This window comes from Ancylobacter sp. (genome assembly GCF_965229075.1).
In the GTDB taxonomy this organism is placed as follows: Bacteria; Pseudomonadota; Alphaproteobacteria; order Rhizobiales; family Xanthobacteraceae; genus Ancylobacter.
Map to the genome: position 1 here is coordinate 1,943,651 of NZ_CBDDIO010000002.1, position 12,280 is coordinate 1,955,930.

General features: G+C 68.4%; 15 protein-coding genes. All 15 read left to right on the top strand.

Features of this window, described 5'->3' with window-relative positions:
- Positions 1–16 precede the first annotated feature (16 nt).
- Positions 17–1,093, top strand: coding sequence for an EscU/YscU/HrcU family type III secretion system export apparatus switch protein (locus ACO07Z_RS15145; RefSeq protein ID WP_244450436.1), 1,077 nt, complete (start codon positions 17–19; stop codon positions 1,091–1,093).
- Positions 1,080–1,538: a hypothetical protein gene (locus tag ACO07Z_RS15150; RefSeq protein WP_244450437.1), complete on the top strand. Its 459-nt coding sequence runs from the start codon at positions 1,080–1,082 to the stop codon at positions 1,536–1,538. The genes ACO07Z_RS15145 and ACO07Z_RS15150 overlap by 14 nt, the downstream gene beginning before the upstream one ends.
- A gap of 63 nt (positions 1,539–1,601) precedes the next feature.
- Positions 1,602–1,985, top strand: a complete 384-nt coding sequence (gene flgB / locus ACO07Z_RS15155) for a flagellar basal body rod protein FlgB (protein WP_421699458.1) — start codon at positions 1,602–1,604, stop codon at positions 1,983–1,985.
- Entirely contained in the window at positions 1,985–2,404 is a 420-nt protein-coding gene (gene flgC, locus ACO07Z_RS15160; protein WP_421699459.1) for a flagellar basal body rod protein FlgC, read from the top strand. Before flgB ends, flgC begins: the two co-directional genes overlap by 1 nt.
- Positions 2,404–2,721, top strand: coding sequence for a flagellar hook-basal body complex protein FliE (locus ACO07Z_RS15165; RefSeq protein WP_421699460.1), 318 nt, complete (start codon positions 2,404–2,406; stop codon positions 2,719–2,721). Before flgC ends, ACO07Z_RS15165 begins: the two co-directional genes overlap by 1 nt.
- Before the next feature lie 96 nt (positions 2,722–2,817).
- Positions 2,818–3,606, top strand: a complete 789-nt coding sequence (gene flgG / locus ACO07Z_RS15170) for a flagellar basal-body rod protein FlgG (RefSeq protein WP_421699461.1) — start codon at positions 2,818–2,820, stop codon at positions 3,604–3,606.
- A 15-nt stretch (positions 3,607–3,621) separates the two neighbouring features.
- Positions 3,622–4,218, top strand: coding sequence for a flagellar basal body P-ring formation chaperone FlgA (gene flgA / locus ACO07Z_RS15175; RefSeq protein ID WP_421699462.1), 597 nt, complete (start codon positions 3,622–3,624; stop codon positions 4,216–4,218).
- Positions 4,215–5,369: a flagellar basal body P-ring protein FlgI gene (locus tag ACO07Z_RS15180; RefSeq protein ID WP_421699463.1), complete on the top strand. Its 1,155-nt coding sequence runs from the start codon at positions 4,215–4,217 to the stop codon at positions 5,367–5,369. Before flgA ends, ACO07Z_RS15180 begins: the two co-directional genes overlap by 4 nt.
- A 33-nt stretch (positions 5,370–5,402) precedes the next feature.
- Positions 5,403–6,146: a MotE family protein gene (locus ACO07Z_RS15185; protein ID WP_421699464.1), complete on the top strand. Its 744-nt coding sequence runs from the start codon at positions 5,403–5,405 to the stop codon at positions 6,144–6,146.
- Positions 6,143–6,874 carry a flagellar basal body L-ring protein FlgH gene (locus ACO07Z_RS15190; RefSeq protein WP_421699465.1) on the top strand — a complete coding sequence of 244 codons (732 nt, stop codon included), beginning with the start codon at positions 6,143–6,145 and terminating at the stop codon, positions 6,872–6,874. The genes ACO07Z_RS15185 and ACO07Z_RS15190 overlap by 4 nt, the downstream gene beginning before the upstream one ends.
- 12 nt (positions 6,875–6,886) lie before the next feature.
- Positions 6,887–7,390, top strand: a complete 504-nt coding sequence (locus tag ACO07Z_RS15195; RefSeq protein WP_421699466.1) for a flagellar basal body-associated FliL family protein — start codon at positions 6,887–6,889, stop codon at positions 7,388–7,390.
- Positions 7,387–8,175, top strand: a complete 789-nt coding sequence (fliP, locus tag ACO07Z_RS15200; protein WP_421699467.1) for a flagellar type III secretion system pore protein FliP — start codon at positions 7,387–7,389, stop codon at positions 8,173–8,175. The genes ACO07Z_RS15195 and fliP overlap by 4 nt, the downstream gene beginning before the upstream one ends.
- Positions 8,176–8,473: 298 nt before the next feature.
- Complete coding sequence (locus ACO07Z_RS15205; protein ID WP_421699468.1) at positions 8,474–9,727, top strand: flagellin; 1,254 nt, start codon at positions 8,474–8,476, stop codon at positions 9,725–9,727.
- A gap of 235 nt (positions 9,728–9,962) precedes the next feature.
- On the top strand, positions 9,963–11,612 hold the full coding sequence (fliF, locus tag ACO07Z_RS15210) for a flagellar basal-body MS-ring/collar protein FliF (protein ID WP_421699469.1): 1,650 nt from the start codon (positions 9,963–9,965) through the stop codon (positions 11,610–11,612).
- Positions 11,612–12,274 carry a hypothetical protein gene (locus tag ACO07Z_RS15215; RefSeq protein WP_421699470.1) on the top strand — a complete coding sequence of 221 codons (663 nt, stop codon included), beginning with the start codon at positions 11,612–11,614 and terminating at the stop codon, positions 12,272–12,274. Before fliF ends, ACO07Z_RS15215 begins: the two co-directional genes overlap by 1 nt.
- The last annotated feature ends 6 nt before the right edge of the window (positions 12,275–12,280 follow it).

Below are 12,280 nucleotides of genomic sequence, written 5' to 3' on the forward strand. Positions count from 1 at the left end.
CACCCCGGGGGCCGCCATGTCCGAGGATAATGACAAGGAGAGCAAAACCGAGGAGGCGAGCGAGAAGAAGATCTCCGACGCGTTGGAAAAGGGACAGGTTCCGTTTTCGCGCGAAGCCCCGCTCTTTGCCTCGCTGCTCGGCATTCTCGTCAGCCTGTCCTTCTTCGCCGGTCCGCAGGTCACGCTTCTGACCGAGGGGATGGCGCGGCTGATCGACAATCCCGGCGGCTTCCGCATCGCCGGCAGCGAGGATGCGCTGGAGCTGTTCTGGCTCGCCTTCGGCCTTGCCGCCCGCTTCCTGCTGCCGATCGCGCTGGTGCTGGCCGCCTTCGGCCTCGTCGCCTCGCTGGCGCAGAACATGCCGCGCTTCGTGGGCGAGCGCATCCGCCCGCAATGGTCGCGCGTCTCGCCGGCCTCGGGCTTCACCCGCATTTTCGGCCGGCACGGCCAGGTCGAATTCCTGAAATCGCTGTTCAAGTTCGGCGCCGTCGCGGCGATCTGCGTCATGCTGCTGCTCTCCGCCAAGGACAGCATCATGGGCGCCATGTCGAGCGACCCGACGCTCGTTCCCTCCATGCTGCTCGGCCTCGCGGTGCGGCTGGTCTCCGCCGTCTGCGTCGCCACCATCGCGCTGGTGTGCATCGACCTCGTCTGGTCGCGGCTGAGCTGGCGCGCCGAACTGCGCATGACCAAGCAGGAGGTGAAGGAGGAGTTCAAGCAGGCCGAGGGCGACCCGATCGTCAAGGCGCGCATGCGCTCGCTGGCGAAGGAACGCGCCCGCCACCGCATGATGAGCGCGGTGCCGCGCGCCTCGCTCGTCATCGCCAACCCGACGCATTACGCCATCGCCCTGCATTATGACCGGGTGAAGGGCGGGGCGCCGCTGGTGCTCGCCAAGGGCGTGGACCTGATCGCCCTGAAGATACGCTCCATCGCCGAAACGTCCGGCGTGCCTGTTGTGGAGGACCGCGCGCTGGCGCGGGCGCTCTATGAGGCGGTGGAGGTCGACCAGTGGATTCCGGCGGAGTTCTACCGCCCGGTCGCCAAGATTCTCTTCTTCATCTACTCGCGAGGCCAAAATGCGCGGAAATGAGGGGCCTTGCCGTCTCGACATCGCCAGCCTGCCGGAACTGGCGCTGCTCACCTATGAAAAGCGGCTGGCCGAGGCGCTGCGCGGTTTTCTCACCGAGCTGTGCCTGACCAATGCCGGGGTGGTGATGGCCTATATCAACAGCGGCCAGGACAGTAACATCGACGACCTCATCGCCTCCTCGGCCGAGCTTTTTCTCAAGCCGGGCCAGCTCAGCTATGACCGCCACGCGGTGATCGAGAGCGACTGGGGCGCGCCGCCGCATGTCTCCCTCGCGCTCAGCTTCCGCCAGCCGGCGATGACGACCGCGTTCCATGTGGTGTTCGACGAGAATTCGGTCGGCGTGCATATCGACGCCATCGAGTTCGCCACTGCGGCGGGATCGGAGAGCGAGAATCTCCGCCGCTTCGAGGCGGCGCTGGCGGCGGCCCGGCTCAGCGAGCACTGAACGCTCCAGCCTCGTGCAAGGTTCTGGTCCTACGGTCCCCGCGTAGGAATGCGGAGACCCCCCTTGGACAAGATCTTCCTGTTCGATCTCGCCTCCCGCCACGCCGAATGGGCGTCGGTGCGGCAGGCGACGATCGCCGCGAACATCGCCAATGCCAATACGCCGGCCTATCGGGCGGCGGATGTCGAGCCGTTCTCGACGGTGCTCGACCGCACCCACCTGACCCAGGCGCGCACCTCGGCGGGGCATCTCTCCCCGGCGGGAGCCGAGGCGATGCGGGCCGAGGTGAAGCCGGCGGACAGCTGGGAAGTCTCCGACTCCGGCAACACGGTGAGCCTCGACCAGCAGATGGTCAAAGCCGCCGACACCAACGCGGCCTTTACCTTGAACACGAGCGTCGTGCGCGCCTTCCACCGCATGGTGCTCGCCAGTGTGAGGAACGCCTGATGATCGATTCCCTGAAGTCCATCTCCGCCATCGCCAGTTCCGGCATGGAGGCCCAGTCCACCCGCATGCGGGTGGTGTCCGAGAACATCGCCAATGCCCGCTCCACCGGCTCGACGCCCGGTGCCGATCCGTTCCGGCGCAAGACGGTGCATATGGGCGTGCCGGAAGGCCTTAGCGCCGGCCCGGGCGTCGCGATCCGCTCCATCGGCACCGACGACACCACGCCCTTCACCATCGAGCACGATCCCGGCAACCCGGCCGCCGATGCCGAGGGCAATGTGAAGCTGCCCAATGTGAACGTGCTGACGGAGATGGCGGACCTGCGCGAGGCCGGCCGTTCCTATTCCGCCAATCTCCAGATGATGAAGCAGGCACGCTCGATGATTTCGATGACCATCGATCTATTGAGGGCCGGGTGATGATGGACGCGCTCAATTCGATCTCCACCCTGCGCGGGACCGGCGGCACCGCGTCAACGGCCGCCACGTCCGCCACGTCGGCGGTTCGCCCGGCGGCAGGCACCGGCTTTTCCGACATGCTGGCCGACATATCCGGCCAGGCGGTCAGCTCGCTGCAGGGAGCGGAAGCCGCCGCCATAACCGGCCTGCAGGGCAAGGCCTCCGTGCAGCACGTGGTGCAGACCATCATGGCGGCCGAGACCACGCTGCAGACCGCGCTGGCGGTGCGCGACAAGGTGGTCGCCGCCTATCAGGAAATCTCGCGGATGGCGATCTAGCGCCGCCCGCGACACCTCGTTCCGCCCCCTGTTTCCCGCATCCCCGGCGGGCGGCGCCGTCGCCGCGCTGTCCGAGGCTGCCCCGAGGACGCCGACATGAAAGCACTGGCCATCGCCGCCACCGGCATGAGCGCGCAGCAGACCAATGTCGAGGTGATCGCGAACAACATCGCGAACATCAACACGACCGGCTTCAAGCGTGCCCGCGCCGAATTCTCCGACCTGCTCTACCAGGCCGAGCGCGCCCAAGGCGTGCCCAATGCGGAAGGCGGCCTGCCGATCCCGGAGGGGGCGCTCATCGGCCTCGGCGTGCGCACGCTCGGGGTGCGCAACCTGCACCAGCAAGGCCCGCTCGCCCAGACCGGCAACCCGCTCGACATGGCGATCAACGGGCGCGGCTGGTTCCAGATCACCGGCCCGACCGGCGAGACGCTGTATACGCGCGCCGGCTCCTTCAGCAAGGGACCGGCCGGCGAGCTGGTGACCAATGACGGCTATGTCGTGCAGCCGGCCATCACCTTTCCCGCCGACACCACCGAGATCGTCATCAACGAGACCGGCAACATCTACGCCAAGACCCCGGCGCAGGCGACGCCGCAGCTGCTCGGCCAGCTCAGCCTCGCCAATTTCGCCAATGATGGCGGGCTGGAGCCGATCGGCAACAATCTCTACCGCGAGACCGCCGCCTCGGGTCAGCCGGTCACCGGCGTGGCGGGCGATGCCGGCTTCGGCAAGATCCACCAGGGCTATCTCGAAGGCTCGAATGTCGATCCGGTGAAGGAAATCACCGAGCTCATCACCGCGCAGCGCGCCTATGAGATGAACTCCAAGGTGATCCAGGCCGCCGACGAGATGGCGGCGACGGTTGCCAAGGGCATCCGCTAAACAAGGATACCTGCGATGAATCGGCTGCTGCCGGGGGGCGTGCGCGCCCTCGCCCTTTCCTGCGCCGTTCTGTCGGCCACGCTGCCGGCCTTCGCGCAGGCCCTGGCGCAGGCTCCGGCCACCGCGCGCCAGCGGCCGATCGCCGACACGGTGTCCGGCCTCGACGCGCCGCCCGCACCGGCTCCGGTTGCGCCCGCGCCGGCGGCGGTCGCCGCGCCGGATCAGATCAGCCTGCCGGTCGCCGCGACCAATATTGCGCCGGGCGAGACCATCACCGCCGCCATGCTCGGCGAGCGCGCCTTTCCGGTCTCGATGGCGCACCAATACCCGCTGGCGGTCAATACGGGCCAGCTGGTCGGCAAGGTGGCGCGCCGCCCGCTGGCGGCGGGCAACGCCATTCCCGTCGCTGCGGTCGCGGAGGCGCAGCTGGTGACGCGGGGCGTCGCGACCGAACTGCGCTTCGAGCAGGACGGGCTCAGCATCCGCGCGATCGGCGTGCCGCTCGAATCCGGCGCGCTCGGTGCGATGGTGAAGCTGAAGAACGCCGACAGCGGCAAGGTCGTCGCCGGCATCGTGCAGGCCGACGGCTCGGTGAAGGTGACCGTGCCATGATCGGCTGGACACGGCGCCTGATGCGCGGGCGCGGCCTGTGCGCGCTGCTGCTGGTGCTCGCCTTCGCCCCGGCGGCCGAGGCGGCGACCCGCATCAAGGACATCACCAGCGTGCAGGGCGTGCGCGACAACCAGCTGATCGGCTACGGCCTCGTCATCGGCCTGCAAGGCACCGGCGACACGCTGCGCAACTCGCCCTTCACCGAGCAGGCGATGCAGTCCATGCTCGACCGGCTGGGCATCAGCACGCGCGGCGTGCCGCTGCGCTCGCGAAATGTCGCGGCGGTGGCGGTGACCGCAAATCTGCCCTCCTTCGCCGGGGTCGGCGGGCGCATCGATGTCAATGTCGCCTCGCTGGGTGACGCGACCTCGTTGAAGGGCGGCACGCTGCTCATCACCCCGCTGAACAGCGCCGACGGCCAGACCTATGCCGTGGCGCAGGGCCAGCTCGCCGTCACCGGCTATGTCGCCGCCGGCGAGGCCGAGAGCGTGACCCAGGGCGTGCCCACCGCCGCGCGCATCCCCAATGGCGCGCTGGTGGAAAAGCCGGCGCCGGGGGAGCTGGCGGAGCTGCCGCAATTCGTGCTGGAGCTGAACAACCCCGATTTTGCTACGGCCGCCCGGGTGGCCGACGCCATCAATGCCCGCTTCGGCAACAATGTTACCGACAATGGCAAGATCGGCGGCCCGGTGCGCCCGACGGCGCTGGCGCGCGACCAGCGCTCCATCGTCGTGCTGCGGCCCCCGCGCATCAGCGCCGCCCGCTTCCTCGCCATGGTCGGCGATCTCGCGGTGCAGACCGACGCGCCCGCCCGCGTGGTCATCGACCAGCGCTCCGGCACGGTGGTGATCGGGCGCAACGTCAAGATCTCCACCGTCGCGGTCACGCAGGGCAACCTCACCGTGCGCGTCACCGAGACGCCGCAGGTCTCCCAGCCCGCGCCGTTCTCCTATGGCGAGACGGTGGTGGTGCCCAATACCGAGGTCCAGGTGCAGCAGGACGGCGGCTATCTCAGCGTGGTGCGGGGTCCCGATCTCGACACCCTCGTGCAAGGTCTGAACCGTATGGGAATGAGGCCGACGGACATCATCTCCGTCCTTCAGGCGATCAAGACAGCCGGCGCCCTGCAAGCCGAGCTGGTCATCCAGTAAGCGCCGCAGGGCGCATCGGCCGGGAGTTCCCGCATGAGCATGATACTGGTCGTCTCGCATCTCGCCGCCCTCGTCGTGGGCGGCCTGCTCGGGCTGCTTTCCGCCGCCCTCTGCTTCGCCGCCCGCGACAGCGAGCCCGGCGGCGAGGATAACGAGGCGGAGGCGATGGGCTGGACGGTGCCTGCCCGCCGCCTGCCGCTGCCGCGCCGCGACGGCAGCGCCGGCATCGTCAAGGCGCTGGTCATCGTCGCGCTCGCCCTCGGCACCAGCTTTCTCGGCGCGATGAGCCTGCGGGCGGAAACGGCGCCGGCCCCCGAGGCCGCGGCACCCATCGCCGCCTCGCGCCCCGCCCCGCCGGCGCCGAAGGGCGACAATGCCGATCAATATTGCGAGGCGATGGTCGACGCGGTGCGCGATGCCCGCTTCGCCCGCCAGCGGGCGGCGCTCGCCGCGCTGGAGAAGGACATCGAAGACCGGATTGCCCGGCTGGAGGCCAAGCGCGCCGAATTCGAGAAATGGCTGACCCGGCGCGAGGACTTCCTCAACAAGGCGGACGCGGCGGTGATCTCGGTCATCTCGCAGATGCGCCCCGACGCCGCTGCCGCGCAACTCACCATCATGGGCGACGACCCCGCCGCCGCCATCCTCGCCAAGCTCAACCCTCGCGTCGCCAGCGCGATCCTCAACGAGATGGACCCGGCCCGCGCCGCCCGCCTCACCGGCGTGATGGTGGGCATCGCCAAGCGCCCGCCGCCTCCGGATGGAAAATCATCGTGACCCGCACCCGTTCGACGCTTCCTCTCACGGTGTCCCTTGTCGCGCTCGCGCTGGGCGGCTGCCAGAAGACCTATGACAGCCTGGCCTTCGGGCCGAGCCTCACCCCGGTCGGCTACGGCATCAACCAGCCGACCGACCCCATTCCGATGAGCTTCCCCGCGCCGCCCAAGCGCAGCTTCGCCTCGACCTGGGACCAGGGCACGCAGAGCATCTATCGCAGCATCCGCGCCAGCAAAGTCGGCGATGTGGTGACGGTGACCATCGCGATGAACGACATGGCGCAGTTCGACAACCAGACCGACCGCTCGCGCAAATCCGCGCAGCAGGCAGGGCTCGATGTCGCCGTCGCCGCCGAAGGCTTCGGCTGGAGCGGGGCGGCCGGCTCGGCCAATGGCAACCTCACCATGAACTCGGACACCGCCGCCAAGGGCAAGGGCTCGATCGACCGCTCGGAAAAGCTGCAGGTCCAGATCGCGGCGGTGGTCACCGACGTTCTGCCGAACGGCAATCTGATGATCAGCGGCTCGCAGGAGATTCTGGTGAACTACGAAGTCCGCGTGCTCAACGTCGCCGGCATGGTCAACCCGCTGGATATTTCCGGCCGCAACCTCATCTCCTACGACAAGATCGCCGAAGCCCGCATTTCCTATGCCGGACGCGGTCGACTCATGGATGTGCAGCAGCCCGCCTGGGGCCAGCGCATCTATGATGTCGTGGCGCCGTTCTGACGGGGGCGGGCCATGGCAGCCAAGGCAGTCGCCGTCAAAGGCGACGACAAGAAAAGCGGTGGCGGGCTGATCGTGCCGCTGGCCATCCTCACCCTCCTCGCCGCCGGCGGGGGCGGCGGGCTCGGCATCCAGCTCGCCTCCAGCGTCGAGAAGACGGTGAGCGAGAAGGCGAAGGAGAAGCCGCCGGAGCCCGACACGCCGCCGCTGAAATACGCCGGCACCGATGTGGTGATGGAGCCGATGAAGGCGATCGTCTCCAATCTCGCCGCGCCCTCGCAGACCTTCGTGCGTATCGAGGCCGCGATCATCTTCAAGAAGGACGCGCTGCCCGACCCGAAGATCGCCGTCGCGCAGATCCGCGACGACATCATGGGGTATCTGCGCACGCTCTCGCTCAGCCAGCTGGAGGGGCCGAGCGGGCTTCTCCACCTGCGCGAGGATTTGAGCGAGCGTGCCAAACTGCGCACCGAGGGCAAGATCGACGAGCTGATCATCGAGACGATGGTGGTGCAATGAGCGCGTTCTCCCGCCGTCTCGCCCGGCCCCTCGCGGTGGCGGGCCTTGCCGCCGCCGGCCTTTTCGCCAGCGCCGTCCTCGCCGCCCCGGCCTTCGCCCAGTCGCTGCCGGGGCTGAACGATCTGCTCCAGCAGTCGGGCGGCGGGGCGGCGAGCGGGCGCATCGTGCAGATGATCGCCCTGCTCACCGTGCTGTCGGTGGCGCCGGGGCTGCTCATCACGGTCACCAGCTTCACCCGGCTGGTCATCGCCTTGTCCTTCCTGCGCTCGGGGCTCGGCCTGCAATCGACGCCGGCGAATATGGTGCTGATCTCGCTGTCGCTGTTCATGACCTTCTATGTCATGGGCCCGACCTTCGACCGCGCCTGGCAGCAGGGCATCCAGCCGCTGACCGAGGGCCAGATCAGCGAGCAGGAGGCGCTGACGCGGGTGGCGGCGCCGTTCCAGGACTTCATGATGTCGCAGGTGCGCCCCAAGGATCTGCAGACCTTTGCCGATCTCGCCGCCGCCAACGGCCAGGCGCCCGCGGCGACGGAGGACAAGGTGCCGCTGCGCATCCTCATCCCCGCCTTCATGATCTCCGAGCTGCGGCGCGGCTTCGAGATCGGCTTCCTGATCATGCTGCCGTTCCTGATCATCGACATGATCGTGGCGACGCTGGTCATGTCGATGGGCATGATGATGATGCCGCCGGCGGTCATCGCCCTGCCGTTCAAGATCCTGTTCTTCATCCTGATCGACGGCTGGAATCTTCTGGTGGGCGGGCTGGTGCGCTCGTTTTACTGACGCACTTCATAGACCGACGGATTGACAACAATAGCGGGGCGGTGCGCGCGAGCGGGCCGCCTCGCCGGCGTTTTGCCGGCTTCGTATCGCGATGTCCGGTCCCGTGCCGGATGCAAGCCCCGCGCAAGCTAGCCGTGCGAGGGTAGGTTCATGGCAGATTGATTGCCCGCCCGCTTCGGGCCGGCACTCGGATTGCGCTCTCGGGCCCGATCATCAAAGGCATGATGCCGCCTCTGCCATGCCGGTGTAAGCCCGGTATGTCCCGTGAAAAACTCACATCAACTCAAGGGACATTCCTATGACCAGCCTGATGACCAACACGTCCTCCATGGTCGCCCTGCAGACCCTGCGGACCATCAACTCTTCGCTCGACGACACCAACAACCGCGTCTCCACCGGCCTGCGCGTCAATTCGGCGTCGGACAACGCGGCCTACTGGTCCATCGCCACCACGACCCGCTCCGACAACGGTGCGCTCGGTGCGGTGAAGGACTCGCTCGGCCTCGCCAAGTCCTCGGTCGACACCGTCAACACCGGTCTCGACACCGTCCGCAATGCCCTGCAGAAGGTGAAGGAAAAGCTCATCACCGCCGCGTCCCCGGACGCCGATCGCGCCAAGCTGCAGACCGAAATCGGCAGCCTGCTCGAAGAGGTGAAGAACAACGCCAAGAGCACGGTCATTTCCGGCAGCAACTGGCTGTCGGTGGATTCGAGCGAAGCCAACTACAATGCCAACAAGGCGGTGGTTGCCTCGTTCTCCCGCACCGGCGACTCGGTGCAGGTCGACACGATCAACATCGACACCAGCAAGTTCAAGCTGCTGGATTCGAACACCACCGTTCACTCGGCGGTTGACGCCGCGGTGACCACGGCGTCGGCGACCTACTCCACCGCCGCCACCACCGCGACGACGGCCTTCGATACTGCGAAGACCACGGCGACGACGGCCTACGACACCGACATTGCGGCCGCCGACACGACCTTCGCCGGCAGCGCCATGGACGCCGCGGCTGTGGCCGCCCGTGACGCCGCCTATGCGACGGCCAAGAACACCCGTGACAGTGCCTTCACCACCGCCGAAACCACGAAGAAGACGGCCCTCGACGGCGCGGTTCTCGCGCTGAAGAACTCGCTGGGCGCCTCGGGCACCGATAACCTCGGCATTCTCGACAAGTCCCGCGTGGCCGCCACGTCCAATGGCAAGGCGACGGTCAGCTCGATCATGGATATCGACATTTCCAAGCTGACCTCGAGCCAGAACGACCTCGACCAGATCGCGAACTATACCTCGATCGTCGATGCCGCCCTGACCGATCTTACGGATGCGTCCACGAGCCTCGGCTCCACGGCCAGCCGTATCGAGTCGCAGACCAACTTCGTGCAGGCGTTGCAGGACGCCAACAACCGCGCCATCGGCTCGCTCGTCGATGCGAACATGGAAGAAGAGTCGACCCGTCTGAAGGCGCTGCAGACTCAGCAGCAGCTCGCCGTTCAGTCGCTCGGCATCGCCAATTCCAGCTCGCAGAGCGTGCTCAGCCTGTTCCGCGGCTGATACGGCCGGGTTCGCGCCCGGTTTCTCCGACCCCGCCGCCGTGTTCCACGGCGCGCCTCGGGCCACGCTTCTCCTCCCAGGGGCGTGGCCCTCTTTTTTAGCGCTCCCCCGCGCAACGCTCAGGCAAGCTCGCCGACGCACTCTCCCCTCCGACGGATCGGCCCTCCTCGCAGGCGGGCCCCGCGCGCGGCCCGCGCCAAGGGCCCTTCGCATCATCTAGGGAGCGGGAGAGCAGATGTTCGCACGCCAGCAGCTCGACATGCTTCTGAGCAATCTGCGGCAGCTCGGCGCCCGCCGCCTGTTCGCGCTGGCGATGATCGGGCTGGCGGTGCTCGCCGCCATCGGCCTCGGCGCCTATTATCTCAGCCGTCCCGCCACCGAGACGCTCTACGCCAATCTCAGCCGCGAGGACGTGACCCGCATCGGCGCCGCGCTGAAGGATGCCGGCATTTCCTTCGACGTGAACGCCGATGGCACGGCCGTGCTGGTCGCCCCCGCCGACACGGCGCGCGCGCGCATGCAGCTGGCGGAGAAGGGCCTACCGCAGAGCTCCAGCTCCGGCTACGAACTGTTCAACGACGTGAACTCGCTCGGCCTCACCTCCTTCATGCAGGAGGTGACCAAGGTGCGCGCGCTGGAAGGCGAACTCGCCCGCACCATCCAGACCATGAAGGGCATCAAGGCGGCGCGGGTGCACATCGTGCTGCCCGACCGCGCCTCGTTCCGCCGCGACCAGCAGAGCGCCTCGGCCTCGGTGGTGATCCGCACGGAGAACGCCGAGGACGGCACCTCAGCGGAAGCGATCCGCCATCTCGTCGCCGCCGCCCTGCCGGGCATGAAGGTCGACGCCGTGACCGTGCTCAACACCGAGGGCGCCATTCTCGCCTCGGGCGACGACCCGGCCAATGCCTCCTCCGGCAAAAAGGCGATGCTGCAGGAGCAGATGAACCGCGAGACCGAGGCGAAGATCCGCCGCGCGCTCACCCCCTATCTCGGCATCGACAATTTCCAGATCAGCGTTACCTCGCGCCTCGACATCGACCGCGTCACCACCAATGAGACGACCTACGACCCCGCCTCCAAGACCGAGCGTTCGGTGCGCGTGGTCAAGGAGACCGGCACGTCGCAGAACCGCTCCAAGCAGGCGGCGGCCTCGGTGCAGCAGAACATGCCCGGCCAGGCGGGCGGCGCGGATACCGGCAACAACTCCAATGAGGAGAGCAACCGGCGCGAGGAACTGACCAATTTCGAGATCTCCTCGCGCAGCACCGAGACGGTGCGCGAAGGCTTCACCGTGCAGAACCTGTCCATCGCCATTCTGGTGAACCGCGCCCGGCTGGTGCCGGCGGAAGGGGCGGGCGATGGGGCCGTGCCGCTGGAGACGCAGATCTACGAGATCGAGCAGCTCGCCGCCGCTGCCTCCGGCTTCGACAAGGCGCGCGGTGACAAGCTGAAGGTCTCCGCTGTCGGCTTCGCCGATGGCAATGGCCAGCTCGAACCGGTGGCCGCGCTGCCCTGGTCGGAAGTGCTGATGCGCCAGGCCGGCACGCTGGTAAACGCCGCCACCATTCTCATCGTCGCCGTCCTGCTGATCTGGTTCGGCCTGCGCCCCGCCGTGCGCGCCATCGTCGCCCGGCCGGAGGATGCCGAACTGATCGAGACCGCCATGCTCGCCGGCACCGGCGGCGCGATGGGCGAATTGCCGGCGCCTGACGGTGGCGGCGCCATGACGCCCGGCGTCACCGAGCCGGTCAGCCTGATCGAGGACCTCACCAGCAAGATGAACCGTTCGCCGCAGAAGCGCCTGGAGCAGATCATCGACTTCGATGAGGAGCAGGCCGCCGCCATTCTGCGGCAATGGCTGCAGCAGGAGGCCCGGGTCTGATGCGGGCGCTCATCGACCATCTTCCCGATTATTCCGGCCTTGCCCCGCGTGCCGCCGAGCCGGCGCACCCCCGCGCCGCCGAGGCGCCGGCGCGTCCCGCCGCGCCGCATCCCGCGTCGCCGATTGCGTCGCCGATCCCTGCCGCTCCCCCCGCGCCGGACCTCGCCCTGTTGATGCAGGAAGCCGAGGCGGCCGGGCGGGCGGCGGGTGAGGCCGCCGCGCGCGCCCGCTTCGACCGGCAGCGCACCGAGGACGCCGCACGGGCGGAGGAGCGGCTCGCCGAGGCGCGCCGCGCCTGGACGCAGGCGGAGAGCGAGCCACTGGCGCAGGCGCTGGCCGAGGGGCTGGAGCAGCTGGGCGAGGACCTCGCCACCCGGCTCGGCCGGGTGATCGCCCCCTTCCTCGCCGACGCCCTGCGCGAGCGTGTGCTGGCGGACATGGCGAGCGCGATCACCCGCGCCCTCGCCGACGGCACCACGCCGCTGCTTCACGTGCGTGGCCCGGCGGCCCTGCTGGAGGGGCTGCAGGCGCGGCTCGATCCGCGCGCGCCGGTGTGCTTCGAAGCCGGAGCGGGCGGCGAGATCGTCGCCGTCGCCGGCGCGACCACATTCGAGACGCAGATGCAGGCCTGGGCCGCGCGCCTCGCCCTGGCGCAGGAGTAGACGGCC

Bases quoted from the DNA above. Each gene is read 5' to 3' on its own strand.
- ACO07Z_RS15195 (WP_421699466.1), top strand. From the start codon at position 6,887: ATGGCAGCCAAGGCAGTCGCCGTCAAAGGCGACGACAAGAAAAGCGGT.
- flgC (WP_421699459.1), top strand. From the start codon at position 1,985: ATGATCGATTCCCTGAAGTCCATCTCCGCCATCGCCAGTTCCGGCATG.
- ACO07Z_RS15145 (WP_244450436.1), top strand. From the start codon at position 17: ATGTCCGAGGATAATGACAAGGAGAGCAAAACCGAGGAGGCGAGCGAG.
- fliP (WP_421699467.1), top strand. From the start codon at position 7,387: ATGAGCGCGTTCTCCCGCCGTCTCGCCCGGCCCCTCGCGGTGGCGGGC.
- ACO07Z_RS15185 (WP_421699464.1), top strand. From the start codon at position 5,403: ATGAGCATGATACTGGTCGTCTCGCATCTCGCCGCCCTCGTCGTGGGC.
- ACO07Z_RS15180 (WP_421699463.1), top strand. From the start codon at position 4,215: ATGATCGGCTGGACACGGCGCCTGATGCGCGGGCGCGGCCTGTGCGCG.
- ACO07Z_RS15165 (WP_421699460.1), top strand. From the start codon at position 2,404: ATGATGGACGCGCTCAATTCGATCTCCACCCTGCGCGGGACCGGCGGC.
- fliF (WP_421699469.1), top strand. From the start codon at position 9,963: ATGTTCGCACGCCAGCAGCTCGACATGCTTCTGAGCAATCTGCGGCAG.
- ACO07Z_RS15150 (WP_244450437.1), top strand. From the start codon at position 1,080: ATGCGCGGAAATGAGGGGCCTTGCCGTCTCGACATCGCCAGCCTGCCG.
- ACO07Z_RS15205 (WP_421699468.1), top strand. From the start codon at position 8,474: ATGACCAGCCTGATGACCAACACGTCCTCCATGGTCGCCCTGCAGACC.
- flgA (WP_421699462.1), top strand. From the start codon at position 3,622: ATGAATCGGCTGCTGCCGGGGGGCGTGCGCGCCCTCGCCCTTTCCTGC.
- flgG (WP_421699461.1), top strand. From the start codon at position 2,818: ATGAAAGCACTGGCCATCGCCGCCACCGGCATGAGCGCGCAGCAGACC.
- ACO07Z_RS15215 (WP_421699470.1), top strand. From the start codon at position 11,612: ATGCGGGCGCTCATCGACCATCTTCCCGATTATTCCGGCCTTGCCCCG.